Raw genomic sequence first — 24345 nt, 5'->3', positions numbered from 1 at the left:
TATATTCCGTATAATATCCTTAGAAAGGAGGTGATCCAGCCGCACCTTCCGATACGGCTACCTTGTTACGACTTCACCCCAATCATCTGTCCCACCTTCGGCGGCTGGCTCCAAAAGGTTACCTCACCGACTTCGGGTGTTACAAACTCTCGTGGTGTGACGGGCGGTGTGTACAAGGCCCGGGAACGTATTCACCGCGGCATGCTGATCCGCGATTACTAGCGATTCCAGCTTCACGCAGTCGAGTTGCAGACTGCGATCCGAACTGAGAACAGATTTGTGGGATTGGCTTAGCCTCGCGGCTTCGCTGCCCTTTGTTCTGCCCATTGTAGCACGTGTGTAGCCCAGGTCATAAGGGGCATGATGATTTGACGTCATCCCCACCTTCCTCCGGTTTGTCACCGGCAGTCACCTTAGAGTGCCCAACTGAATGCTGGCAACTAAGATCAAGGGTTGCGCTCGTTGCGGGACTTAACCCAACATCTCACGACACGAGCTGACGACAACCATGCACCACCTGTCACTCTGCCCCCGAAGGGGAAGCCCTATCTCTAGGGTTGTCAGAGGATGTCAAGACCTGGTAAGGTTCTTCGCGTTGCTTCGAATTAAACCACATGCTCCACCGCTTGTGCGGGCCCCCGTCAATTCCTTTGAGTTTCAGTCTTGCGACCGTACTCCCCAGGCGGAGTGCTTAATGCGTTTGCTGCAGCACTAAAGGGCGGAAACCCTCTAACACTTAGCACTCATCGTTTACGGCGTGGACTACCAGGGTATCTAATCCTGTTCGCTCCCCACGCTTTCGCGCCTCAGCGTCAGTTACAGACCAGAGAGTCGCCTTCGCCACTGGTGTTCCTCCACATCTCTACGCATTTCACCGCTACACGTGGAATTCCACTCTCCTCTTCTGCACTCAAGTTCCCCAGTTTCCAATGACCCTCCCCGGTTGAGCCGGGGGCTTTCACATCAGACTTAAGAAACCGCCTGCGCGCGCTTTACGCCCAATAATTCCGGACAACGCTTGCCACCTACGTATTACCGCGGCTGCTGGCACGTAGTTAGCCGTGGCTTTCTGGTTAGGTACCGTCAAGGTGCCGCCCTATTCGAACGGTACTTGTTCTTCCCTAACAACAGAGTTTTACGATCCGAAAACCTTCATCACTCACGCGGCGTTGCTCCGTCAGACTTTCGTCCATTGCGGAAGATTCCCTACTGCTGCCTCCCGTAGGAGTCTGGGCCGTGTCTCAGTCCCAGTGTGGCCGATCACCCTCTCAGGTCGGCTACGCATCGTCGCCTTGGTGAGCCGTTACCTCACCAACTAGCTAATGCGCCGCGGGTCCATCTGTAAGTGGTAGCTAAAAGCCACCTTTTATGATTGGAACCATGCGGTTCAATCAAGCATCCGGTATTAGCCCCGGTTTCCCGGAGTTATCCCAGTCTTACAGGCAGGTTACCCACGTGTTACTCACCCGTCCGCCGCTGACCTAAGGGAGCAAGCTCCCGTCGGTCCGCTCGACTTGCATGTATTAGGCACGCCGCCAGCGTTCGTCCTGAGCCAGGATCAAACTCTCCATGAAGTAATGGAGCGCAGATTAAGTTCGTCACATCCTGTGACAACATCTGCATGACCTGCATCGTGCAGGCCCCTGACTACGCACATTCGCATGTACGATTTATTTAATGAATTAACAGGTACGTTTTGTCTTGTTTAGTTTTCAAAGATCATTTCCGCTTCTGTCCGAAGCGACTTTATTAGTATAACATTTTCAACGAGAAGTGTCAAATGTTTTTTTGATTTTTCGTCGCTGCTGCTTTCTGTTCAAAAACCGTTCCGCTAACAGCGACGCTTAATAATATATCACCGTTATAAATTAGTGTCAACACTTTTTTTAATAAAATATCCTCGGTGAAAAATCTTTTGGCCCTTTGTCTCTATCGGCTTTACTCCGACTAAATCCTTTTCAGCCAAGAACTCCAGTATAACTCCCAGGTCTGTCGTGAAATACTTGAGATCCGGATGTTTAAGAAGTTCGGCAAATTGCCAAACCGATTTTTCATCCATGACATTGAGAATATAGGCAGCCCCTATTTCGGCTTTTGAATGAATGAGAAAATCGCTTGCGAGGAATAATAACTCCAGCCGTTTTTGCAAGCTTTCATTGCTTTCAATTAATTCCTTATACAATTTATAAACCTGAGGTTCCATGTGGCGGACTTGGTTCCATACCGTAACTTCAGGGTGAAACCCCTTATCGATCACTTCGATTCTGGCCAAATGGTGGAGGGCGTGTACGATGGAATTGTAGGCATCCAAAAATTGACCGTCCTCAAAAAACGATTTTCCTTCTATATATCTTCTGATTAATTTCCCGTATTCAAGTCCGATTTTTAGTTTTCTTTCTGAAAACGGAAATGTATTGAGCTGCTCAATCAGCTTGGCGATAAATTCGTTTCGGTCGAAAAGCACCTTTCCATTGAGAACCCAGTCTATGATTCTCCTGTTTGTTCCAAGCAGAATCCATTCCTGAAGCTGTTCAACAGAAATAATATGAAGAGAAGCCGTTTTTCCGTCGAACTCATAATGCTTCACGAATACAGGGTCTTCAGCCTTATTAACGATAATCAACAATGCCGCATCAAAATTATCTGTTGCAGATGAAGTTTGATTTCTCCTCTCAATCAGCATGACAGCGAGTGTGTCAGGGCGGCTTGCTCTTTCTTGGTAAATCGGACGGAGAAGATTTTCCATCACCATTCCTCCAATACGATGTAAATACGTTGCATAAAAGCTTCTCTCTTGTTTCTACCTATTTCTACGAGCCAATAAAAACTCCTTTATTTTGAAAACACATTGAATTATTATAATCAATTTCCCCAAAACTCTCTATAGAAATTTTCCAATTGATTCGTTTTAATTAAAGAATAACACATCTTTGATATGCTATATTAGAGACAGGGGGATGGATATGGCCAAATACTCTAGTAAAATCAACAAAATCAGAACGTTTGCGTTGAGCCTTGTATTTATAGGCTTCATTATTATGTATGTCGGGGTCTTTTTTAGGTCCTCGGTCCTCTTGATGTCGGTGTTTATGATCTTGGGGGTATTGTCTATCTTGTTGAGCACAGCGGTTTATTTTTGGATCGGCATGCTTTCAACGAAAGCGGTTCAAGTCGTCTGTCCAAACTGTGAAAAACCGACCAAGATTTTAGGCCGGGTTGATATGTGCATGCATTGCAGGGAGCCTTTGACATTGGACAAAAACCTCGAAGGAAAAGAGTTTAACGAATCGTATAATCGAAAGTCTCAGTAAATGCTGCAACAAAAATAAGCTGACCGTTAAAAAAGCGGCCAGCTCTTTTTAATGGCTTTCTTTTTTGTCGCATTCCTGACATAAACCGTATATCTCCAGTCTATGGTGACTGACTTTAAATCCTGTCACATGTGAAGCAAGCTGCTCCACTTCGTCGAGGCCGGGATAATGAAAGTCGACGATTTTCCCGCAGCGTTCGCAAATTGCGTGATAATGCTCGGAAGTCACGAAGTCAAACCGGCTGGAGGAATCTCCGTACGTTAATTCCTTAACGAGCCCTGATTCCTTAAAAACCCGCAAATTGTTGTAGACCGTTGCTACGCTCATGTTTGGAAATTTCCCTTCGAGAGCTTTATATATATCATCTGCAGTTGGATGAGACATAGAATTCACGAGAAATTCCAGAATGGCATGACGTTGAGGAGTAATTCGCACCCCGGTTTCCTTCAACGCTTCCAACGCTTCTTTCAGGTTATGTTCAGCCATCGTCATGCACCTCTCTTCTAAAAAAAATTCTTACATTATAACGTTTATAATTAGTGTAACTCCTGATCAGAATCTTTGTCAATTCCAATCCCTGTGAAAAAGCTATTTTTAAGGCGAAAAATGCCGCTATGATCAGCATGGCCGATCAGACAGGCGAATATGAGCGTAAAAAGAGACCAAACTAAAATACAGTCCGGCCTCCCCAGCGAGCTTTATGCTTCCGCGATTTCTTTTACTGCTTGAAGCGCTTCTGCGACATGGTCTTTTACCTTTACTTTCCGCCACTCTTTCACAAGGCGGCCTTCTTTATCAATCAGGAATGTCGACCGTTCGACACCCATGTATTCCTTGCCGAAATTCTTCTTCAGCTTCCATACGTCAAAGCTTTCAGCGAGCTTGTGTTCATCATCGACGAGCAGCAGAAACGGCAGATCGTGTTTTTGCTTGAATTTTTCATGCCTTGCCTGATCGTCGGGGCTGACTCCGATAATGACGGCATCAAGTTCCGCAAAGCTTTCATGACGGTCTCTGAAATCGCACGCTTCCGTTGTGCATCCCGGCGTCATATCTTTCGGGTAAAAATAGAGCACGACATACTTTCCTTCAAAATCCGACAGCTTTACTTTTTCTCCGTGATCGCCCAGCAGTTCAATATCAGGCACCTTTTGTCCAATTTCAACAGTCATTGTTTTGCCTCCTGTTATGTTTAATCGCTTGCTTTCCCCCATTATAAAAAACAGCGCCCTCTTGTTCAAATGTTCGGCGGCTTCTTTTTTGCGCTCTGTCCGCCTCGTGTTACAATATAGAAAATATAGAAATAGATAAAGGTGCAAAAATGAGGAGGATATTATGCAGCATACTCAATCTGAAAAGCTTCATGAAGAAGCTCTTCAACATATAGTCGGAGGCGTCAACAGCCCCTCAAGGTCTTACAAAGCGGTCGGCGGAGGTTCTCCCGTCGCGATGGAAAGGGGAAGCGGCGCTTATTTTTGGGATGTGGACGGCAACAAATACATAGACTACCTTGCCGCGTACGGACCGATTATTACGGGCCACGCCCACCCGCATATCACGAAAGCGATTCAAACAGCTGCTGAGAACGGGGTGCTTTACGGTACGCCGACAAAGCATGAAGTGACATTTGCCAAGATGCTTAAGGAAGCGATTCCTGCCTTGGATAAAGTGAGATTCGTCAATTCGGGAACGGAAGCTGTGATGACGACGATTCGCGTCGCCCGGGCCTATACAGGCAGAACGAAAATCATCAAGTTCGCCGGCTGCTACCACGGCCATTCCGATCTTGTGCTGGTGGCGGCCGGTTCAGGACCGTCAACGCTCGGCACGCCTGATTCCGCCGGGGTTCCAAAAAGCATCGCCAACGAGGTGATTACCGTTCCTTTCAATGATATCGACAGCTATAAAGAAGCGCTCGATAAATGGGGGAACGATATTGCGGCAGTCCTCGTTGAACCGATTGTCGGAAACTTCGGGATCGTCGAACCGAAGAGCGGATTCCTCGAGCAGGTCAATGAACTTACGCATAACGCGGGAGCCCTGGTCATCTACGATGAAGTCATTACCGCTTTCCGCTTTATGTACGGCGGCGCCCAGGATCTTCTTGGCGTCAAACCTGATTTGACGGCGCTCGGCAAAATCATCGGCGGCGGCCTGCCGATCGGCGCCTACGGAGGCAGAAAAGAGATTATGGAACAAGTCGCACCGCTCGGACCTGCTTATCAAGCGGGCACGATGGCGGGGAATCCGGCTTCCATCCTCTCTGGCATCGCCTGCCTTGAAGTGCTGAAAGAAAAAGGCACATACGAAAAACTTGACCGCCTCGGCGCCATGCTTGAAGAAGGCATCCTGGCACATGCCGAGACCCACGGCATCGACATCACTGTCAACCGTCTAAAAGGCGCGCTCACCGTATACTTCACGAACGAAAAAGTCGAAAACTATGAGCAAGCCGAAAATACGGACGGAGACATGTTCGCGGCCTTTTTCAAACTGATGCTTGAGCGCGGAATCAATCTTGCGCCTTCAAAATATGAAGCATGGTTTATCACCACCGCGCACACGGAAGAGGACATTAAAGATACGCTCAAAGCCGTGGATGACTCATTTAAACAATTGAAACAGCGCATGTAAAAAGAGAGCGGATCCGCTCTCTTTTTTATCAAATGCGGAGCACTTTGAAAGCGCGGTGAACAGGCACTTTCCGCCGGCTTGTCTTTCTTTTTTGTCAATGATTTGTTTTTTCTTAAAAATGGGTTGAATATTTCGGAAGATCGCTGTATATTACTTTATTGTTTGGCAAATTAACAGAGAGGGAATGTTCACTACAATTCATTTTCTGTAAAGAACGAATTTTATTATAGAAAGGGATGCAAGTACAGCCTAATGAAACTTGGTGCCCGTATTTTCAAAACAGGCATTGCCATTACGCTTGCGCTTTACCTCGCGTCTTGGCTCGGCCTTCCGACTCCTGTCTTCGCGGGAATCGCGGCTATCTTCGCGATCCAGCCTTCGATCTATCGTTCATTTTTGACGATTGTCGATCAAGTGCAGGCGAACATTATCGGAGCAGCCACAGCCATTATTTTTGGACTTATTTTTGAACCCAGTCCGATCATCATCGGATTGACGGCGGTAATCGTCATTACGATCAACTTGAAGCTGAAGATCGAGAACACGATTTCGATCGCTCTTGTCACCGTTATTGCCATACTGGAGAGCTCCGGCGACAACTTTTTATGGTTTGCTTTGGTGAGAACCGGAACGGTTATTTTGGGCGTGTTGTCTGCGTTCTTGGTCAACCTGATTTTTCTGCCGCCTAAATATGAAACGAAGCTCGTCAGCCATATTGTTGAAAATACAGATGAAGTCATTAAATGGATCAGATTGTTGACGCGGAAGACAACGGAACATTCCATGCTGAAAGAAGACATTGAAAAACTGAAAGAAAAAATGATGAAGGTTGACCACCTTTACTTGCTCTACAAAGAAGAAAGAAGCTATTTAAAACGTTCCACATATGTAAAACAGCGAAAGCTCGTGCTGTTCAGACAGGCGATCATTGCATCCAACCGTGCGCTTGATGCCCTGAAAAAGCTGCACCGGCTTGAAAACGAGTTTTATCACATGCCTGAAGAATTTCAAGAAACGCTGGTCGAAGAGCTCGATTATCTCCTCCATTGGCACGAACGAATTTTAATGAGATTCGTCGGCAGGATCAAAACGCAGGATCACGTCGACCTGCACGAAGAAGGAGACGTGTACAAACAGCACTTGACCGAATCATTCCTGAAAAACCAGGACAAATTAAAAGAAGAACTGTTGGACTACAATATGCTGACCATTATGGCGAGCACTGTAGAATACCGAGAACAGCTTGAGCATTTGGAAACCTTGCTCTCAAGCTTTCAGACGTACCACAAAAAAGACAGCGAGCTTGAAGTTGAGGAAGAATAAACCGGTTAACGAATATGTTAACCGGTTTTTTATTTTCCTTCCTTCATTTTCGGATCAAGGGTGTCGCGCAGGCCGTCTCCCATCAGATTAAAGCCGAGAACGGTCAGCATGATCGCAAATCCCGGAAAAAACAATGTCCATGGAGCCTGCGCCAAGTAAGGCCTGGCATCCGCAAGCATTTTTCCCCACTCGGGGTTCGGCGCCTGCGCCCCCAACCCTAAAAATCCGAGCGCGGCCGCTTCTATAATCGCGGTTCCAATATTCAGCGTCGCTTGAACGATAACCGGGGCCATGCTGTTGGGGAGAATGTGTTTAAACATCAGCCTTATATTGGACATCCCGACAGCACGCGCTGATAAGATATACTCCTCCTGCCTGATGCTGAGCACTTTTGAACGAACGAGCCTGCCAAACGTCGGAACGTTGATGATGGCGATGGCAATCAGGGCATTTTCAAGAGAAGGCCCCAGAATCGCTACAATGGCGATCGCCAGCAGAATGCTCGGAAACGCGAGCATGATATCAAACAGCCGTGAAATCAATGCATCAGCCCATCTGCCGTAAAAACCGGCGATCAGCCCTAGCAGCGTCCCCGCCAAGGCCGATGCCAAACAGGAGAAAAAGCCGACCCATAAAGACAGCCTTGCGCCGTAAAGCACCCTAGAGAAAATATCCCTGCCAAAGTCATCCGTGCCAAAAAGGTGTTCCGCAGACGGAGCGGCGAGCCTGTCTGACAGTGACTGGTCGTTTATTCCGTATGGTGCGATGAGCGGCGCGAAGATGGCTAGCAGGATAAACAGCGCGACTAGAATCGTGCCGGCGGCAGCCAATTTATGCTCAAAAAACCGCCGAATATGTTCCGCCAAAGGCGAACGCACCTTCACGTCCTCCCTCTGCTGTTCATTTTGAAGCACAACCATGTTTCCCGCCTCCTAATATTTAATTCTCGGATCGATGACGGCGTACAGCAGATCAACGATGAAGTTAATCATGACGAAGATGAAGGCGATCACGAGGATGCCCGATTGGATAACCGGGTAGTCGCGGTAGCTGATCGCATCATAAATGTACCGGCCGATGCCGGGCCAGGCAAAAATAGTCTCTGTTAAAATTGCGCCGCCCAGTAACAGTCCGGTTTGCAGGCCGATGACGGTCAATACCGGAATGAATGCATTTTTTAAACCGTGCTTATAGATGACGAAAAACATATGCACGCCTTTTGCTTTTGCCGTGCGGATATAATCGGACTGCAGCACCTCTATCATGCTGGCTCTCGTAATTCTCGCAATGATCGCTGCGGGAATGGTGGCAAGAGCCGTTCCCGGCAGAATTAAATGGCGGATGGCTTCTGCAAACTGATCAAATCTTCCGTGCAAAAGGGTGTCCAATGTATGAATGTACGTAATGGCTTCGACCGGATTTCTGACATTCTCCCTTCCTGTTGTCGGCAGCCAGCCGAGCTCGATCGAAAAAAACCACTGGCCCATCAAACCGAGCCAAAAAATCGGCATCGACACGCCGATTAAAGCCACCAGCATCGCGATATAGTCGAATACCGAGTTCTTAAACCACGCGCTGATGATTCCGGCATTCACGCCGACAAACACTGCGATCAGCATCGCGAAAAAGGCAAGTTCGAGAGTGGCGAACAAATATGGCTTTATTTCTTGCGTAATCGCCGCTCCCGTGCGGATTGATGTCCCGAGATCCCCTTTCAGCAAATCCCCTATATATCTGGCATATTGCATATACCACGGCTGATCAAGGCCGAGCTGGACGGTCAGCTGCTGCACCGCTTCCTTTGTCGCCCTCTGGCCGAGAATAACCTGGGCGGGGTTGCCGGGAATAAAGCGGATGATCGAAAAAACGACCAATGTCATGCCGATGAGAACGGGGATCAGCATGGCCGTCCGTTTTAAACAGTACGCAAGCAATGGCTGTCACCACCTATTTAAACTCTACGCCGGACAATACTTCACTCCCTGTCGGGTGCGGAACATATCCGTCGATATCTTTTGAACCGGCCAAAATCGGCGTGGAATGGACAAGCGGAACCCAAGGCGATTCTTCATGGAGGAGCTCCTGCGCATCTTGATACAGTTTATTTCTTTTCTTTTGATCAGGGTCTGACTGCGCCTCGATTAAGATGTCATGAAGCTCATCATTGCTGAAGTACGTATAGTTGTTACCGCCGATATTATCTTTATCAAGCAGCGTATAAATGAAGTTGTCCGGATCTCCGTTGTCGCCGGTCCAGCCCATTAAAAACGCATCAGCTTCCCCTTTGCTCACCTTATCCAAGTACGTCGCCCAGTCGTAAGTGACGATTTCCGCTTTGACTCCGATTTTTTCAAAGCTTGATTGAATCACTTCGGCTATTTTCATACCGTCCGGCATATACGGCCGCGGTACCGGCATTGCCCAAAGCTTCATTTTAAACCCGTCCGGGTAGCCGGCTTCTTTTAAGAGTTCTTTTGCCTTTTTTAAATCATACGGATATTCCTTAACCTGGTCGTTGTACCCTTCGAGCGACGGAGGAAGCGGGTTTTTTGCAGATTCAGCGAGACCTCCGTAGAAGGAGTCGATAATCGCCTGTTTATCGACAGCATGGTTCAGCGCCTGGCGGACCAGCTTATTGTCAAATGGCTTTCTCGTCGTTGTCATTCCGAGATACCCGACGTTCATTGAAGGCCTTTCAAATATTTTCAGATTGGCGTCTGCTTTGATGCTTTCGATATCAGACGGATTGACGCCATCCATTAGGTCGATTTCGCCCGTCTTCAATGCATTTAAGCGGGCTGAGTTTTCAGGAATGGCTCTGAAAATGATCTTCTGCAATTTCGGTTTGCCTTGATCCCAATAGTCTTCATTTTTCTCAAGGACGATCCGGTCGTTCGGCTTCCATTCGACAAATTTGTAAGGGCCAGTGCCGACGGGGTGCTCCCTGAATTTTTCGCCGTATTTTTCAATGGCGGCAGGACTTGCAATCCCGAAAGAAGTCATGGCAAGGTTCTTTAAAAACGGCGCTTGCGGGCGTTTTAAAATGAACTGAATCTTATGGTCGTCGAGAACTTTTATGTCTTTGATGACGTGCCCCTCATCTTTCTTATAGCCTCCGAACATGCCGTAGTAAGGAAATTTTTCTTCATCCCCGTTCATCCACCGCTCAAAATTGTATTTGACGGCTTCTGCATTAAAATCCGTTCCATCATGGAATTTCACGCCTTTTCTCAGCTCCAATGTGTAGGTCAAACCGTCATCTGAAGCGTCCCATTTCACCGCGAGGCCTTCCTTCAGCGTTGTGTCTTGTTCCCCGTAATTCAGCAAGGTCTCAAACATATTGATCGTCACTTTAAACGCTTCGCCTTCTGTCGTTGTGATCGGATCAAGCGATGTCGAATCACCTCCTCTGCCGATGATCAGCGTATCTTTTCCGCCGTTCGTCCCTCCGTCGTTCTTTCCGCTTTCGTTACCGGAGCATCCCATTAAAAAAGCGGAAACAGACAGAATCATTCCCAAACAGATCAGCCAGCTTTTCTTTTTCATCGTACAGCCTCCTTATTGGTAAAATGGCATGCAGCATAATGCCCGTCCGCAGTCTCTTCAAGAAGCGGCTCCGCTTCAAGGCAGACGTCCGCCCGCTTCATGCATCGGCTGTAAAAAGGACAGCCCTTTTCACTCATGCGGGGCGCGGCAATATCCGGCGCCGTATGAACCGCCTCTCCTTTGCCGATGACGGGTACTGCCGCTAACAGTGTTTCTGTATAGGGGTGTTTCGGTTCTCTAAATAAAGAGTCGGCGTCCGCCATCTCGACAATCTTTCCGAAATACATCACGGCTACCCTGTCGCTGATATAGCGGACGACCCCGAGATCATGCGAAATAAACAGAAACGTTAAATTGAATGCCTCCTGCAGATCAGACAGCAGATTTAAGATCTGCGCCTGAACGGATACATCAAGCGCGGAAACAGGCTCATCGGCAATGATTAATTTCGGCTTTGTGATCAGCGCTTTTGCAATACCGATCCTTTGCCTCTGGCCGCCGCTGAATTGGTGTGCATATCGGTCGCCGTATGAAGCATCAAGACCGACAATTTCAAGCATCGAGCGAACGACTTCTCTCCTTTCCGCCTTCGTTCCGAGTTTATGAACGATCAGCGGTTCCTCCAAAATATCTTTTATTTTCATGCGCGGATTCAATGAAGCGTACGGATCTTGAAAAATCATTTGTATATGCCTTCTCATGTTGCGAAGCTGTTTTGCATCAAGGCCGGTCATCTCCCGCCCGAGAAACGTCACCTTTCCAGAAGTCGGTTCGGTCAGCCGCAGTATCGATTTTCCCAAGGTTGATTTTCCGCAGCCGGATTCCCCGACGATCCCTACGATTTCGCCTTTTTTGACTGACAGTGTAACATCATCGACCGCTTTGACGATTTTCTTGCGGGACACGCGGTAATACGTTTTCAGCTCTTGGACGTTCAGCAGTTCATGATTCATGTGAAAGCACCTTCCTCTTCGTAGAGAAAGCAGCTTACAGCATGGTCATCCGCCAGCCTGTTCAATCCAGGCTCCTCCTCTACGCAGCGTTCGCGTTTATGAGGGCACCTCGGCGCAAACATACAGCCTTTTTTTATCGACCCCGGTTTCGGCACCTGCCCCTCAATCGAAGACAGACGCTCGGATTTGCCTGTGAATGCCGGAATAGAGGCGAACAAGCCTTTTGTATAGGGGTGTTTCGGGCTGTCAAAAACAGCGGTGACACCGCCTTCTTCAACGATCCGCCCGGCATACATGATCATCACGCGTTCACATGTATTGTGAACGACGCCAAGGTCATGGGTAATAAGGAGAATGGCTGTGTTAAATTCGGCATTCATTTTTTTCAAAAGGGACAGAATCTGAGCCTGGATGGTGACGTCGAGAGCTGTTGTCGGTTCATCGGCAATCAGCAGTTTCGGTTCGCAAATTAATGCCATTGCGATCATGACCCGCTGCCTCATGCCTCCCGACAGTTCGTGGGGATATTGCTTCATCAGCTGGTCCGTCCTCGGCAGGCCGACGGTATCCAGCATTTGAACGGCTTTTCTTCTTGCTTCTTTTTTATGAATATTGGTATGGCTGGAGAGTGCTTCTGTTAGTTGATCGCCAATTGTAAAAAGGGGATTGAGGGAGGTCATCGGCTCTTGAAAAACCATCGCGATGTCATTGCCGCGCATCTGTCTCCATTCTTTTTCAGACTGCATGAGAAGGTCTTTGTTTTGAAACTTGATCCGGCCCGTCGTCCGGGTGTTTGCGTTCAGCCCCATTAAAGCCAAAGAGGTGACGCTTTTGCCGCAGCCGGACTCTCCGACGACTCCCATGATTTCTCCGGGATGGAGATCGAAAGAAACGCCTTGCACAATCGGGGTTTCGGACTTTTTCTTTTGAAACGAAATCGATAAATCCGATACTTCAAGCAATTTTTCTTTTGTCACTTATACACCTCCGGAGCTTGTATTTTTTAAATTGTATTTAAACGAGATAGGAAATATGTACGAAATTTGCGGGGAAAGAAAAAGCCTGACATCCGTTCAGCTTCAAACGAAAGTCAGGCTTTTTGCGGTTTTAGTTTAATTTTTGAATGGTGAATAAATGCTTATAGTGCCCGTCGCGGCTCATTAGTTCGTCATGTGTGCCGATTTCCGCGACACGTCCGTTTTCGATGACAACGATTTTGTCAGCGTGGGTAATCGTCGACAGTCTGTGAGCAACGATAAAGGTCGTCCGGTCTTTCGCGAGCTTTTCCATCGCTTCCTGGATATAGTGCTCGCTTTCAAGGTCAAGCGCTGACGTCGCTTCATCCAAAATTAAGAGCGGCGGGTTCTTCAGGAACACCCTGGCGATTGATATCCGCTGTTTTTGGCCTCCGGACAGCTTGACTCCCCTTTCTCCGACCTTTGTATCATAGCCTTGCGGCAGCTCCATAATAAAATCATGGGCATTCGCAGCTTTTGCCGCTTCAATGATGTCTTCCATCGAAGCTTCGGGATTCCCGATCGATATGTTTTCGCGTACCGATTCGCTGAATAAAAACGTATCCTGGAGAACCATGCCGATTTGGTTTCTAAGGCTTCGCGCCTCATAATCGCGCACATCGATGCCGTCGATCTCCAGGCTTCCGGCTGAGACATCGTAGAATCTCGGAATGAGGCTGACAAGCGTCGATTTGCCGCCTCCGCTCATCCCGACGAGCGCAACCGTTTCGCCCCGTTCGGCTTTCAAAGAAAGATCCTGCAAAATCATTTCCTCCGATTTTTCGTATTGAAAGGAAACGTTTTTAAATTCAACAATCCCTTTTAATCGCTCTGCTTTTACAGCATTGGGCTTATCTTTTAAATCATACGGTTCATCAATAAATTCAAACAGCCTGTCCATTGATGCGATCGACTGCGTCAATGTTGTCGAGGAATTGATCAGGCGGCGCAGCGGGTTGTAGAGGCGTTCGATATATCCGAAAAACGCCACCATCGTTCCTACAGTAAGGTTCCCGTGAATCACATGATAACCTGCAACCGTAATGATGATCAGCGGAGCGAGGTCTGTAACCGTATTGACGACGGCAAAGGTTTTGGCATTCCAGGCCGTATGGCGGATTGCTTTACCGAGAAAATTCCCGTTCTCGTGATCAAATTGCTTTTGTTCATAATCCTCGATCGCAAAACTCCTGATGACAGGCATTCCCTGAACCCTTTCATGAAGATGGCCCTGCACTTCGGCCAGCGCTTGGGAACGTTCTCTCGTCAGCTTTCTGAGCCTGCCGTAGAAGAATTTAACAGACAGTCCGTAAAGCGGAAACAGCACGATCGAAATAAGCGTCAGCTTCACGTCCATCGTCATCATAATGGCGATGGCGATAAAAATCGTCATCACGTCAAGCCATACATTCATCAATCCGATGATGACGAATTCCTTCGTCTGCTCGACATCATTGATGACCCTTGAAATAATTTCTCCTGCGCGGGTGTTCGCATAATACCTGAGGCTCAGCTTTTGTATATGCGCAAAAAGCTTGTCCCTGATATCATAAAGCACCTTGCTTGCCGTCCACTGCGCGAAATACTGACGGTAATATTCGACAGGCGGCCGAAGCACCAAAAAAATGGCGAACATAACCGCCATTACCATGAATAATGTGGATGTTTTTTCCTCAGCAGTCCCGCTCCCCTGGATGATGTCGTCCACGACGTATTTCAGCAGAAGCGGGATGACCAGCGGAATAGAAAATTTAATAATACCGATTAAAACCGTCAAAACGATTTTCCATTTATACGGCTTCACAAATTCCATGTACCTTCTGATTACCCCCACACGTCTTCCCCCCTCTATATCTTGATGTGTGAGTACACCGCAAAAAACCTGTTGGCCTCAACAGGTTTTTTAGGATTATTTTGTATAATGCAAATACCGTTCATACCAAATATCAATAAATTCAGATGCAAACGGGCCTTTTCTTTGGTGTATCCAATGCAGCAGCGTATTTAAGTGGTACCTTAAAATGCCGTCGATTTCCTTCGGATAATTCATCGCCTTTTTATGATCCGCGTACTCATCTTCATCAAGAATATGATACGTCATATCCGGGAAGACCTTTACATCTAAATCATAGTCGATGTATTTGATGGCTTCATCGTCCAAAGCAAACGGCGAGCTGATGTTGCAATAGTAATAAATCCCGTCTTCACGAAGCATGCCGATGACGTTAAACCACTGCTTTGCATGGAAATAACAAATGGCGGGCTCTCGCGTCACCCATGTCCGGCCGTCAGATTCCGTGACCATTGTCCGGTCATTGGCGCCGATGATGCACAATTCCGTTGCTTTTAAAATCGTTGTTTCGTTCCAAATCCGATGAATCTGCCCATTGTGCTTATAGCTATGAATTTGAATGGTTTCTCCTTCCTTGGGAAAGCCCATGTTTTCTCCCCTACTTTCTTTGCAAAAGCCTTACAAGTCAGTGTGTCACATCGCCTGTCCGACAGTTCTTTTATTTATTATAACGTTTGAAAATAAAAAATGAAAATAAAAGAGCCACTCCCGAACAGGAATGGCTCTTTTCTAAAAAACGATAAAGAGAGGCTCATGCCTCGATTCTTTGATAAGCCTGAATCACCTGCTCCGTCTGCTTTTGGAACAAATCCTGAATCTGAGCAAGATCTTTCCGCTTCTGGGATATATCTTCCCGGATCGATAAAAGCTGGGCTTTCTTTTCAAGGGCAGCCAGTTCTTTTTCAATTTTCTGGCATCTTTCAATCTCCGCTTGCAGATACAACAGCTTATCCATAATCTCCATCTGCCCCTGAACCAAATTTTCAAATTCCGGCATTCGGGATCCTCCATTCTATGCTCTACTCCATTTATTGCCTAAGTATCATTTCTCTATACATGCCGGATGTCCTTTGACTGATTCTGGCTAAGATTCGGAAGTTTTGTCGGAACAAAAAGAAAAAAGCACCTCATCCGATGGTGAAGTGCTTTTTCCTGTTTCAGTGATTAGCTGTTTTGCTGTTTTTTTTGCTCAGCTTGTTGGTTATTTTGTCTTACTTGCTGCGCGTCAGTTTCGCTGGCAAATTCAGTGCCGAACTGACCACCTTGTGCAGAAGCTTGGTTTTGTTGTCTTACTTTTTGTGCGTTTGTTTTGGATTGTTGGTTAGCCATTGTATATCACCTCCACGACCATTAGATTGTGCAGGAGGGTGATATCCTATTCATTGAACGCGAAAAATTTATACGAGCAGTGAACGGCCGCCGTCAATAATGATCGTCTGTCCGCGGATCATGTCCGCTTTCCCTGACGTTAAAAATTCCACCGCATCGACCATGTCGCTGATCTCTACCATGCGGCCGGCAGGCGTATTTTGCCGGGCATCTTCCAGAAGCTCTTCGCGGTTCGGAAAATGCTTCAGGGCGTCTGTATCAATCGCGCCTCCCGAAACCGCATTAACGATGATGTTTTTCTGCGCAAGCTCTACGGCAAGATATCTCGTCAATGATTCAAGCGCAGCTTTTGAAACGCCTACTGTCGTATAGTTTTCCAAATAACGGATTGAACCGAGCGAGCTGATGCTGACAATGTGGCCGCCTCCCGTTTTCTCCATCAGCTTTGCCGCTTCCTGCGCGCAGAATAGCAGAGCTTTCGCATTGATGTTCATCGTCCAGTCCCAATGGCTTTCCTCAAGCTCCATGACAGGGCGCAATACGCCGGATGCAGCATTGTTGACGAACACGTCCAGTCTGCCGAACGCCTCCTCGATTTGCTGAAACATATCTTTTATTTTCGCCGGCTGTCCGACATTCGCCTTGACGACCAATGCTTTGACACCGAGCTTTTCGATTTCTTCAGCCGTCTCAAGGGCCGCTTTTTTGCTTCTAGCATAGTTGATGACGATATTGTAGCCGTTTTCGGCAAACCTCAGCGCTGCTGCTTTGCCGACGCCGCGGCTGCTTCCTGTAATAAGGGCACATTTTCTTTGTTCCATCTGTCATTCATCTCCTAGTATAGTGATTGAAAATCTGATAAAAAATAGCTCATAACACGATCAAAAAGGAGGCATTCGCCTTATGTACGTAGGACGCGATATGAGCGAGCTCGACCACACGCCGAAAAACGAGTGGAAAGATGCGGAGCTTCTCTATTTTCACCGCGCCTTCCAGCAAATCATGCCATTTCTCAATGAAGAAGGGCATGCCGAGTACCTGGAGGTTGTGAAAGAAATTCAAGCAAGAGGCGGACTGTGCCGCCAGGAAGCCGATTATACGCACGGCACCACCATCCAGTACGACTAACGGGCAGCATGCACAGTCAAGCTGCCTATTTCATATACATATTCCATATTTTCTGATGCGAAACCGGGAAGGCGTATTCAGCAAGCTCTTCTTTCGTGACCTTTTTAAAGTATGAATCATCCGGTTGATCGAGAGTTTTCCCGAAAAAGACAGAAATGTTCCAGACAAGGTGTGTAAACACATGCTCTACGACTCCTTCGAGCGGACCGATTTCAGCTTCTATTCCGGCCTCTTCTTTCAAAAACGCCGCAAGCTGCTCGCGCTCGTACTTCAGGCCTTTCTGCGTTTCTGTGTTTGGGAATTCCCAAAGGTTTGCCAAAAGACCTGATGCCGGTCTTTTATGGATATAGATGTATCCTTCTTCATCAGTCAGGACGACAGCTGCAAGGGTTTTTACCGAAGGTTTTTTCTTTTTGCTTTTAACCGGAAGCTCTTTTTCACAGCCTTCTGCAAAAGCAGAACAGTGCTCTCGGACCGGGCAGAGAAGGCATGATGGCGATTTCGGCGTACAGATGACAGCGCCCAGCTCCATCAGCCCCTGGTTAAACTCGGACGGTTTTTCCTCAGAAATAAACGCTTCGACAATTTTTTCAAACAGGGTTTTGGTTTTAGGCTTTGCAATATCATCCCATACGGAAAGAATCCGTGACATGACCCGCATGACATTTCCGTCTACCGCGGGGACCGGCTGATTGTAGGCGATGCTCAGCACCGCGCCTCTTGTATAAGGGCCGACGCCTTTTAAGCTGCCGAATTCCTCTTTTGAAGGAGGGACCACACCCCCGTATCGTTCGTGAACTTCCCTGACAGCGCTCTGCAAGTTCCGAACCCTTGAATAGTATCCCAGTCCTTCCCAGGCTTTAAGCACTTTTTCTTCGTCGGCTTCAGCGAGCGCTTCCACGGTCGGAAACTTTTCGATAAAGTTGTTGAAGTAAGGAATCACCGTGTCCACTCTCGTCTGCTGAAGCATTACTTCCGACACCCACACCTTATAAGGGTCGCTGTCTGAGCGCCAAGGCAGATCCCGTTTTTCTTGCTCATACCAAGAAATTAAATCTTCTTGAAATTGTTTGATGTTTTTTTGCTCTAATTTCTTTTGCAGATCCATCATGAAACTTCTCCTTGCCTGTGCACGTCACATTTGCATACCGATCTTTTGTTACTTCGGCTTTTTGTTGTAAACTATATGCATATACGATAACATGTTACATTAAAAGTGAAGAAAGCAAAAGCGTTAAATATTTCAGGCAAGGTCCATCGTTCGTTCTGTTTTTGGAAAATAAAAATGATTTTCTAGCACCATTAGGGGAGGTCACCAATGGATACTGGCACACATGTTGTCATGGGCGTTGCACTCGGAGGCATCGCGACGCTTGATCCAGTTGTCGGAATGGACCCATCAATGGCTCAAGCCGTGATGATTGCGACAATCGCCGGATCTCAGGCTCCGGATATCGATACCGTTTTGAAATTGAAAAACAACGCTGTTTATATTAGGCACCACAGGGGATTCACCCACTCCATCCCCGCTGTTCTCGCCTGGTCGCTGATGATTCCGGGCATTCTCATGCTGTTTTATCCCGAAGCCAATCTGCTTCACCTGTGGCTTTGGACCCTTGCCGCGGTCGCGCTTCATGTGTTCGTGGATATTTTTAACGCATACGGGACACAGGCGGTCAGACCGTTTTCAAGGAAATGGGTAGCGCTCGGCTTGATTAATACATTTGATCCGTTTATTTTCGTCAGCCATCTCATAGCCATCGCCTTTTGGCTGGCAGGCGCGCATCAAGGCTATACATTTTTGGCTCTTTACATCGTCTTGGCCGGTTATTATCTGGTGAGGTATTTCATGCAGAGGAAAATCAAGCATGAGCTCCGTGAAAAAATCGATGATATTGAAGAAATCATTATTTCGCCTACGATGAAATTCAGGCAATGGCGAATCGCCGTCAAAGCAAAATCGGCTTTTTACGTCGGACGGAGCATGGATGGAAACGTCGTGATCGTCGACACATTCAACAGGGTGCCTTTACCGGATACGGATGTGATGAAAGCGGCGAAACAGGATAAGAACATTTCGGCGTTTCTTTCGTTCTCACCGGTTTACAAATGGGAGATCGATACGTATAAGGATCATTACGAAGTCCGCTTTATCGATCTGCGATACCGCAGCAAAGGACACTACCCTTTCGTGGCGATCGCACACATCGACAGGGACACGCTCGAATTAATCACCTCCTATACCGGATGGATTTTCAGCGAGGAAAAACTTCAAAAAAAATTAAAGCTTGGCTCTGTTTAAGAGCCAAGCTTTTTTCTCCTTCTGCTGTACCAGATTCCGATGATGAGGCTGATGACTGTAACCGCCAAGGTAGCTTTGAAGTACGGCGGGTAATAAACGAGACGGATGTTGTTCTTCCCTTTTTCGATGGGGATTCCAATAAACGCGTAATTTGCCTTTTGAACGGTTTGCGTTTTTCCGTTTACAGTGACTTCCCAGCCTTTTTCGTACGGAACCGGCAGCACCATGTAGCGGTCTCCGTTTTGATTGTCAAAGCTGATGGACACTTGATTGTTCCGCCAGTTCAAGTCGGCGGCCGGCGTTTTTTTGGCGGCGGCTTTTTTCAGCAATTGATAGTCTTCCTGGTGCAGCCTCAAATGGTCCAATTGATATTTCCCTTTTGGCAGCCTGATTGAAATTTTATCTGTTTTCGGCACCCTGATCGTTAAATCGTAAACACCTGTTTTGTAAATCGACTGGTTTGACTTTCTTGATGTTACATAATCATTGACCCGCAAGTTGAAGAACTGGTCTTTTGCAAGGCTTTTTAAATAAAATCCGACATAATAGTCGCCTTCTTTTGGAACCCCGCCTTCGGGAATGAGATCGATGCCTCCGTTTTCAGCGGTGACGTCGAGGAAGCCGTTATGATAGCTCGCCCCCTCGGTTTTCAGCTTCGTCTGCTTCATCAAATCAGGAACGCTCGGCGGCTGCTCTTTTCCGTTACCGCCATTCTCAAGCACGATTCCTTCAAGCATCGCATGCTCCCGCGCTAAAACTGGCGCATCTGCTAAAGCTTTTTCCGTAAACAACGTTCGCGCCGTCCGGATAAACGGCAAGGTGTATTTGTTTTTATAAACTGTGTAGTGCTCTGATTCATCCGTTTGAATAAACCCGTACGGAACATTGGCGGCATTGTCTTTTTCCGTCATGTAATACTTGCCGTACAGCAGACTGTACAAGTTGGCCCGGTCGCCCATCGATGCGTAGCGGCTGACGCTTTCCCTTCCCATATCGATTTGAAGGTCTTCCCAATAAAACAGAAGAAGATCGCGATTGAGAATGCTTGAGTAGGCGCTGAAGCCGTTAAAATCCTGCATCAGCGGAGTATTGTTGCGGACGCCGTTCATCCAGTCGATCCTTGTATAGGGGTCACCCTTATCGTCTTTTCGAATGTTGTTCAGGAGGCGGCGCTGTTCTTCGCCATTGTACTCATTGCTGGTCAAATAGCTTTTCGTGACGTTTTTAATGCCGCTTGACTCAGACAGAACATACTTTTGATACGTGTTCGCCACGAGGACGGACGATAATAAAATGCAGACGTGCAAAAAAAGCTGCGATTTCTTATATTGAAACCCCGCCGCCGTAAATATGGCGATTGTCAGGAACAGAAGCACAATAATGCTCCAATTTTGCATAAGTGATAAATCCAAGTCTTTCCGCCAAATGACCGCGATATAAACCAGAAGGACAAGCAGGATAGACCATATCATCTCTTTCCGCCTGATGTTTTTCAGTTCGGTCATTCCTGCGGCCGCCGCTCCCCCGATCGTAAAAGCGAGCAGGTATTCAAAGCGGTTCTGCGGAGCGGAGAAACCGTTGAATGCGCTTGCCGCAAGCGGGCTGTAATGCAGAAGCACAAGCAGCACACTGATTGAGGCAAACAGCCTGAACGTTTTATTTTTATAGAAGGAAAATGCGAACAAGAACAGCATAAAGACAGCCGGCAGCAAGACAATGCGGCTGGAAAACAGAATGTTGTCCGTCAGATCGTATACAGCGACAGCCTGGTCATACGGCGGCCGCAAATTGTTTAAAAAGCCGTAAACTGCAGGCACAAAGGAAATCGCGCTGATTCCGAAAGAAATCAGGCCTGAAGCGGCGAACATTCTGAATTGTTTCCACCTCGGCGCCTCCTTTTCCGGGTCAAGCCTGATCAGCCAGCGGAAGATGATATAGATCGCAATGAAAATCAAGTTGATATAGGCAAAGTAAAAGTTATTGATCAGCGTCAAAGAACAAGCGGTAATAAACAGTGCTGTCCGCTTTTCTCTGATGACTTTCTCAGCTCCGGCGACAAGCAGCGGCAGCCACAGCATGGCGTCGCTGAAAAATTCCCAGAACACCGTGTGCCTGAAATAGATTACCGATGTGCCATACAAAACCGCACCCGTAAAGGCGGCAAGCTTGTTTTTCACCATACCGTTTAACGCATACGCTGCCGCTAAAATGATCAGGCTGAGCTTGATGACACTGATGAATACGGCGGCCTGCGCCCAAAACAAAGGATCCGCATCCCCGGCCAAATGCAAAAGCTGCATCAGAAAAACGGCCGCGAATGAAGCGATGAAGACAAAAGAAGTCGTGAAATAATAGCCGAGCTGGCTGTAGATGCCGCCCCCGAGACCGAAAGAATACGAATAAAAGAAGTTCCCTTGTTTGTATTGCTCAAAAAGAAACGACTTAAAAATGATCATTTGTGCAAGTCCGTCGCCGTTCCCCGTCATATAACGGTCATGCGCCCATTCATACAGAAAAAAAGAATGGGCGGCCACGGAAACTGCAATGCTTGCGATCACAAATAGAAAAACTGTTTTCTTCATACTCTTCCCCTGTCTTTTTTCAAAATCTTCCCTGTCACTAAAAATGTCAGAGGAACGGTTAAAAACATGGAGGCAAGCGGAGCTGCCTCACTGTTCATCTTGAAAAAATTCACAAACGTGTAGACGAACAAAGAAGATACCGTCAAATTAAAGAGCTGTGTCAGCGGAAATTGCAAAAACTTTGCCAGCGTCGGCTTGATTTTAAAAGTAAAATAGCAGTTCAGAAAAAAGGAAATCACAAGGCTGACGAAAAAAGCTGCAATATGCGAAACCATATAATTCAACTGAAGCAAAACATGCAGCAGCAAATAAACCGCATAGTAATTCAAAGTATTCACTACACCGACAACGGCAAAGCGAATAAATTCAGGATTCACGATTTTCATGAGTTTCTCCATGAGCGATGTTTGCCTCCTGTATCAAGTAATGAGGCCGCTTTTTCGTCTCATAATAAATGCGCCCGATGTATTCGCCGATAATTCCGAGGCTGAGAAGCTGAACGCCGCCGAGAAACAGGACGGCGGAAATAATCGTAAAATAGCCGGGAACAATCACACCGTATTTTAAGATCCTGATGAATGTGGCCGCGATATAAATAAGCGATAGAAAAAGGATAAAAATACCGGCGTAAAAACACATTCTCAGCGGTCTGTTGTTGAACGACACAATCCCGTCGATTCCATAGTTCAACAAGTGGCGGAACGACCACTTGGATTTTCCGTTTTTCCTTTCGACGTTCTCGTAATAAACAATCTTTTGGTCAAAACCGATCCAGCAAAACAGCCCTTTTGAGAACCTGTTGCCTTCGCTCAGCTTCAGCATCGCATTAACGGCTTTTCTGCTTAAAAGACGAAAATCGCCGACGCCGTCCCTTAAATCAACCTCTACCGCATTGTTGATAAAGCGGTAATAAAGGGATGACAAATAGGAGCGCACGGGGTTGTCTCCCTTTCTGTTGCGCTGGGCGACCACTTGATCATAGCCTTCCTCATACCCTTTAATAAAATCGTGCAGGAGGTATGTCGGGTGCTGCAAATCCGCATCCATCACCACAACAGCATCGCCGCGGGCATGCTGAAAACCGGCAAGGATGGCTGCCTCCTTGCCGAAATTCCGTGAAAACGAAATATATTTCACATGCTCGCTTTTTTCGGCTAGTTTTTTAATTTCCTCCAATGTTCGATCAGTGCTTCCATCATTTATGTAATAAATTTCATAATCATAATCAATGGATTGAAATTCGTTCCTTAACGATTCATAAATCAATTTAATATTGCTTGCTTCATTGTATGAAGGAATAATGATTGAAACGAATCCTTTCTTCACTTAAAGGCACCTCTTTTGGACATAATAAAATTGCATCCGGCATCCGCTTGGCAGGATACTTGCATCTAGCCGCTTCCCACACAACAAAAGGAAAACTGTGGGCACGCTGTACTATTTTCTACAAGATTATTTTGTCATTATATCAGACATCTATGAACAAGTGGTAAAAAAATGATATTCCTTTAGCTTCAATCAGGGCAACATAACAATTTTTCCTTTTGCGACATTTTTCACATAAGTTCAATCTTCCCCGAAACCAAAGCAGCCGCAAGAGAACTTGCATCAGGACTGATTGTTAGGGGCCAAACCCCGCCGCCGCAATCAAATCCGTTTCCTTGATATGTTCGGGCAAAAGGGAGCAAGTCTTTGTCATCGGGCGAAAACCGGATCTGGCTCCGCCGCCGGCCGTTTTCGCATGACAGCTTCACTTTCCCATTCCGCAAAACGGCAACATGTTTTCTGCCGCCCGAAGGAGAGCTTTTCTGCTCTTGCTCGGCTCTCTCTGCAAGCGGAGGAAAAAGCTTTCTTCTTTCACAGTTCGTTAACCGGACGATTTGACCTCGCGGCGCGAAAGCCGCTTCATTTTCTTTATATTTGCTGACGCGGAGCGCACCTGTTTTAGTGTGCCCTTACCGTCCTCATCCAGTAAGGCCAGTGCCAGGCGGCACAGTCAGACAATGCATCATTTCCTTCTAAAGCAATGCTTAATGAAGCAGCCCGCGGGCTCCGGAGAACAGATCCTGGTAAGAAGGCTTGTCATTTTGAAATAAATGCAACTGGCTGCCGTAGTGCTCAATCCACTCTTTGACGACTCGCTCTGTCAGCTCTTTTCCTCTGTACGGGTGGCCGGCCTTTGCAAATGTCGCCTCGAAATCGCCCCACAGCAGTTCAACCCATGTTCTGGCTTGTGCGTAGCTCAGCATATGATTTTTTTCAAGAAGCGCATTTGTCAGTTTTTCAAAGTACTCTTCCACTTGGCTTTTCCCCCTTTCCCTAAGGAAAAAACTTTCTTTTTGAAAACGTCGTCCTTTTCATATACTAAC

22 protein-coding genes, 1 rRNA gene and 1 pseudogene are annotated in these 24345 nt (G+C 47.0%); 5 read left to right on the top strand and 19 right to left on the bottom strand.

The annotated features are described in order from the left end of the window. Positions 1 to 23: 23 nt before the first annotated feature. Together TRNA_RS25995 and TRNA_RS25990 are read right to left on the bottom strand one after the other, a co-directional pair. Positions 24 to 1574: ribosomal RNA gene (locus tag TRNA_RS25995) — 16S ribosomal RNA — on the bottom strand. 287 nt (positions 1575 to 1861) lie between these two features. Continuing rightward, positions 1862 to 2746: a nucleotidyltransferase-like protein gene (locus tag TRNA_RS25990; RefSeq protein WP_003179964.1), complete on the bottom strand. Its 885-nt coding sequence runs from the start codon at positions 2744 to 2746 to the stop codon at positions 1862 to 1864. Positions 2747 to 2963: 217 nt separating this feature from the next. Between TRNA_RS25990 and TRNA_RS25985 the strand changes: the two genes are divergently transcribed. Beyond that, on the top strand, positions 2964 to 3311 hold the full coding sequence (locus TRNA_RS25985; RefSeq protein ID WP_003179962.1) for a YgzB family protein: 348 nt from the start codon (positions 2964 to 2966) through the stop codon (positions 3309 to 3311). Between the two features lie 48 nt (positions 3312 to 3359). On the opposite strand, the gene perR is transcribed toward TRNA_RS25985, so the two are convergent. Both perR and bcp read right to left on the bottom strand, forming a co-directional pair. After that, complete coding sequence (gene perR / locus TRNA_RS25980; protein ID WP_003179961.1) at positions 3360 to 3797, bottom strand: peroxide-responsive transcriptional repressor PerR; 438 nt, start codon at positions 3795 to 3797, stop codon at positions 3360 to 3362. A 212-nt stretch (positions 3798 to 4009) separates the two neighbouring features. Then, entirely contained in the window at positions 4010 to 4483 is a 474-nt protein-coding gene (gene bcp / locus TRNA_RS25975; protein WP_003179960.1) for a thioredoxin-dependent thiol peroxidase, read from the bottom strand. A 163-nt stretch (positions 4484 to 4646) separates the two neighbouring features. On the opposite strand from bcp, the gene TRNA_RS25970 reads away from it, so the two are divergent. Together TRNA_RS25970 and TRNA_RS25965 are read left to right on the top strand one after the other, a co-directional pair. Then, positions 4647 to 5945 carry a glutamate-1-semialdehyde 2,1-aminomutase gene (locus TRNA_RS25970; protein ID WP_003179959.1) on the top strand — a complete coding sequence of 433 codons (1299 nt, stop codon included), beginning with the start codon at positions 4647 to 4649 and terminating at the stop codon, positions 5943 to 5945. Positions 5946 to 6197: 252 nt separating this feature from the next. After that, positions 6198 to 7268: an FUSC family protein gene (locus tag TRNA_RS25965; RefSeq protein WP_003179957.1), complete on the top strand. Its 1071-nt coding sequence runs from the start codon at positions 6198 to 6200 to the stop codon at positions 7266 to 7268. A gap of 29 nt (positions 7269 to 7297) precedes the next feature. Here TRNA_RS25965 and TRNA_RS25960 read toward each other — a convergent pair whose 3' ends face one another. The 10 genes and pseudogenes from TRNA_RS25960 to fabL all read right to left on the bottom strand — a co-directional run bounded on the left by TRNA_RS25960 (position 7298) and on the right by fabL (position 16785). Then, positions 7298 to 8188 carry an ABC transporter permease gene (locus TRNA_RS25960; protein ID WP_003179955.1) on the bottom strand — a complete coding sequence of 297 codons (891 nt, stop codon included), beginning with the start codon at positions 8186 to 8188 and terminating at the stop codon, positions 7298 to 7300. A 12-nt stretch (positions 8189 to 8200) separates the two neighbouring features. Next, entirely contained in the window at positions 8201 to 9202 is a 1002-nt protein-coding gene (locus TRNA_RS25955) for an ABC transporter permease (RefSeq protein ID WP_009329015.1), read from the bottom strand. Positions 9203 to 9215: 13 nt separating this feature from the next. Next, on the bottom strand, positions 9216 to 10814 hold the full coding sequence (locus tag TRNA_RS25950) for an ABC transporter substrate-binding protein (protein WP_009329016.1): 1599 nt from the start codon (positions 10812 to 10814) through the stop codon (positions 9216 to 9218). Beyond that, on the bottom strand, positions 10811 to 11767 hold the full coding sequence (locus TRNA_RS25945; protein ID WP_003179948.1) for an ABC transporter ATP-binding protein: 957 nt from the start codon (positions 11765 to 11767) through the stop codon (positions 10811 to 10813). The genes TRNA_RS25950 and TRNA_RS25945 overlap by 4 nt, the downstream gene beginning before the upstream one ends. After that, positions 11764 to 12744 carry an ABC transporter ATP-binding protein gene (locus TRNA_RS25940; RefSeq protein ID WP_003179945.1) on the bottom strand — a complete coding sequence of 327 codons (981 nt, stop codon included), beginning with the start codon at positions 12742 to 12744 and terminating at the stop codon, positions 11764 to 11766. The genes TRNA_RS25945 and TRNA_RS25940 overlap by 4 nt, the downstream gene beginning before the upstream one ends. 130 nt (positions 12745 to 12874) lie before the next feature. Continuing rightward, a complete protein-coding gene (locus tag TRNA_RS25935; RefSeq protein WP_003179944.1) occupies positions 12875 to 14617 on the bottom strand; it encodes an ABC transporter ATP-binding protein in 1743 nt (580 codons plus the stop codon). 75 nt (positions 14618 to 14692) lie between these two features. Further along, the gene (locus tag TRNA_RS25930; protein WP_003179942.1) at positions 14693 to 15223 is read right to left on the bottom strand and encodes a nucleoside tri-diphosphate phosphatase; all 531 of its coding nucleotides are present in this window, start codon (positions 15221 to 15223) and stop codon (positions 14693 to 14695) included. Positions 15224 to 15386: 163 nt separating this feature from the next. Further along, entirely contained in the window at positions 15387 to 15632 is a 246-nt protein-coding gene (locus tag TRNA_RS25925) for a YgaB family protein (protein WP_003179940.1), read from the bottom strand. Positions 15633 to 15799: 167 nt separating this feature from the next. Further along, positions 15800 to 15949: pseudogene (locus tag TRNA_RS25920) on the bottom strand (gamma-type small acid-soluble spore protein); the annotation flags it as partial. Between the two features lie 83 nt (positions 15950 to 16032). Then, a complete protein-coding gene (fabL, locus tag TRNA_RS25915) occupies positions 16033 to 16785 on the bottom strand; it encodes an enoyl-[acyl-carrier-protein] reductase FabL (RefSeq protein WP_003179938.1) in 753 nt (250 codons plus the stop codon). Between the two features lie 82 nt (positions 16786 to 16867). Here fabL and TRNA_RS25910 point away from each other — a divergent pair, with 82 nt between their 5' ends. Then, a complete protein-coding gene (locus tag TRNA_RS25910) occupies positions 16868 to 17092 on the top strand; it encodes a hypothetical protein (RefSeq protein ID WP_003179936.1) in 225 nt (74 codons plus the stop codon). A gap of 25 nt (positions 17093 to 17117) precedes the next feature. On the opposite strand, the gene mutY is transcribed toward TRNA_RS25910, so the two are convergent. After that, the gene (gene mutY, locus TRNA_RS25905; RefSeq protein WP_003179934.1) at positions 17118 to 18203 is read right to left on the bottom strand and encodes an A/G-specific adenine glycosylase; all 1086 of its coding nucleotides are present in this window, start codon (positions 18201 to 18203) and stop codon (positions 17118 to 17120) included. A gap of 207 nt (positions 18204 to 18410) precedes the next feature. Between mutY and TRNA_RS25900 the strand changes: the two genes are divergently transcribed. After that, on the top strand, positions 18411 to 19394 hold the full coding sequence (locus tag TRNA_RS25900) for a metal-dependent hydrolase (RefSeq protein WP_003179931.1): 984 nt from the start codon (positions 18411 to 18413) through the stop codon (positions 19392 to 19394). Here the strand turns inward: TRNA_RS25900 and TRNA_RS25895 are convergent. The 4 genes from TRNA_RS25895 to TRNA_RS25875 form a co-directional block, all read right to left on the bottom strand. Continuing rightward, positions 19391 to 21976, bottom strand: a complete 2586-nt coding sequence (locus TRNA_RS25895) for a YfhO family protein (protein ID WP_009329017.1) — start codon at positions 21974 to 21976, stop codon at positions 19391 to 19393. The genes TRNA_RS25900 and TRNA_RS25895 overlap by 4 nt on opposite strands. Beyond that, the gene (locus TRNA_RS25890) at positions 21973 to 22374 is read right to left on the bottom strand and encodes a GtrA family protein (protein WP_003179929.1); all 402 of its coding nucleotides are present in this window, start codon (positions 22372 to 22374) and stop codon (positions 21973 to 21975) included. Before TRNA_RS25890 ends, TRNA_RS25895 begins: the two co-directional genes overlap by 4 nt. Beyond that, positions 22343 to 23302, bottom strand: coding sequence for a glycosyltransferase family 2 protein (locus TRNA_RS25885; RefSeq protein ID WP_009329019.1), 960 nt, complete (start codon positions 23300 to 23302; stop codon positions 22343 to 22345). The genes TRNA_RS25890 and TRNA_RS25885 overlap by 32 nt, the downstream gene beginning before the upstream one ends. 704 nt (positions 23303 to 24006) lie before the next feature. Further along, complete coding sequence (locus TRNA_RS25875) at positions 24007 to 24276, bottom strand: YfhJ family protein (RefSeq protein ID WP_003179927.1); 270 nt, start codon at positions 24274 to 24276, stop codon at positions 24007 to 24009. Positions 24277 to 24345: the final 69 nt, after the last annotated feature.

This window comes from Bacillus licheniformis DSM 13 = ATCC 14580, from assembly GCF_000011645.1.
In the GTDB taxonomy this organism is placed as follows: Bacteria; Bacillota; Bacilli; order Bacillales; family Bacillaceae; genus Bacillus; species Bacillus licheniformis.
Note: the sequence above shows the minus strand (reverse complement) of the source record. Positions and strands in the feature narration are given on the sequence as shown.

What these genes read in the sequence shown, in the direction of transcription:
- TRNA_RS25990 (WP_003179964.1), bottom strand. Translation starts at nt 2,746, where the DNA reads ATGGAAAATCTTCTCCGTCCGATTTACCAAGAAAGAGCAAGCCGCCCT.
- TRNA_RS25985 (WP_003179962.1), top strand. Translation starts at nt 2,964, where the DNA reads ATGGCCAAATACTCTAGTAAAATCAACAAAATCAGAACGTTTGCGTTG.
- perR (WP_003179961.1), bottom strand. Translation starts at nt 3,797, where the DNA reads ATGGCTGAACATAACCTGAAAGAAGCGTTGGAAGCGTTGAAGGAAACC.
- bcp (WP_003179960.1), bottom strand. Translation starts at nt 4,483, where the DNA reads ATGACTGTTGAAATTGGACAAAAGGTGCCTGATATTGAACTGCTGGGC.
- TRNA_RS25970 (WP_003179959.1), top strand. Translation starts at nt 4,647, where the DNA reads ATGCAGCATACTCAATCTGAAAAGCTTCATGAAGAAGCTCTTCAACAT.
- TRNA_RS25965 (WP_003179957.1), top strand. Translation starts at nt 6,198, where the DNA reads ATGAAACTTGGTGCCCGTATTTTCAAAACAGGCATTGCCATTACGCTT.
- TRNA_RS25960 (WP_003179955.1), bottom strand. Translation starts at nt 8,188, where the DNA reads ATGGTTGTGCTTCAAAATGAACAGCAGAGGGAGGACGTGAAGGTGCGT.
- TRNA_RS25950 (WP_009329016.1), bottom strand. Translation starts at nt 10,814, where the DNA reads ATGAAAAAGAAAAGCTGGCTGATCTGTTTGGGAATGATTCTGTCTGTT.
- TRNA_RS25945 (WP_003179948.1), bottom strand. Translation starts at nt 11,767, where the DNA reads ATGAATCATGAACTGCTGAACGTCCAAGAGCTGAAAACGTATTACCGC.
- TRNA_RS25930 (WP_003179942.1), bottom strand. Translation starts at nt 15,223, where the DNA reads ATGGGCTTTCCCAAGGAAGGAGAAACCATTCAAATTCATAGCTATAAG.
- TRNA_RS25925 (WP_003179940.1), bottom strand. Translation starts at nt 15,632, where the DNA reads ATGCCGGAATTTGAAAATTTGGTTCAGGGGCAGATGGAGATTATGGAT.
- fabL (WP_003179938.1), bottom strand. Translation starts at nt 16,785, where the DNA reads ATGGAACAAAGAAAATGTGCCCTTATTACAGGAAGCAGCCGCGGCGTC.
- TRNA_RS25910 (WP_003179936.1), top strand. Translation starts at nt 16,868, where the DNA reads ATGTACGTAGGACGCGATATGAGCGAGCTCGACCACACGCCGAAAAAC.
- mutY (WP_003179934.1), bottom strand. Translation starts at nt 18,203, where the DNA reads ATGATGGATCTGCAAAAGAAATTAGAGCAAAAAAACATCAAACAATTT.
- TRNA_RS25900 (WP_003179931.1), top strand. Translation starts at nt 18,411, where the DNA reads ATGGATACTGGCACACATGTTGTCATGGGCGTTGCACTCGGAGGCATC.
- TRNA_RS25895 (WP_009329017.1), bottom strand. Translation starts at nt 21,976, where the DNA reads ATGAAGAAAACAGTTTTTCTATTTGTGATCGCAAGCATTGCAGTTTCC.
- TRNA_RS25890 (WP_003179929.1), bottom strand. Translation starts at nt 22,374, where the DNA reads ATGGAGAAACTCATGAAAATCGTGAATCCTGAATTTATTCGCTTTGCC.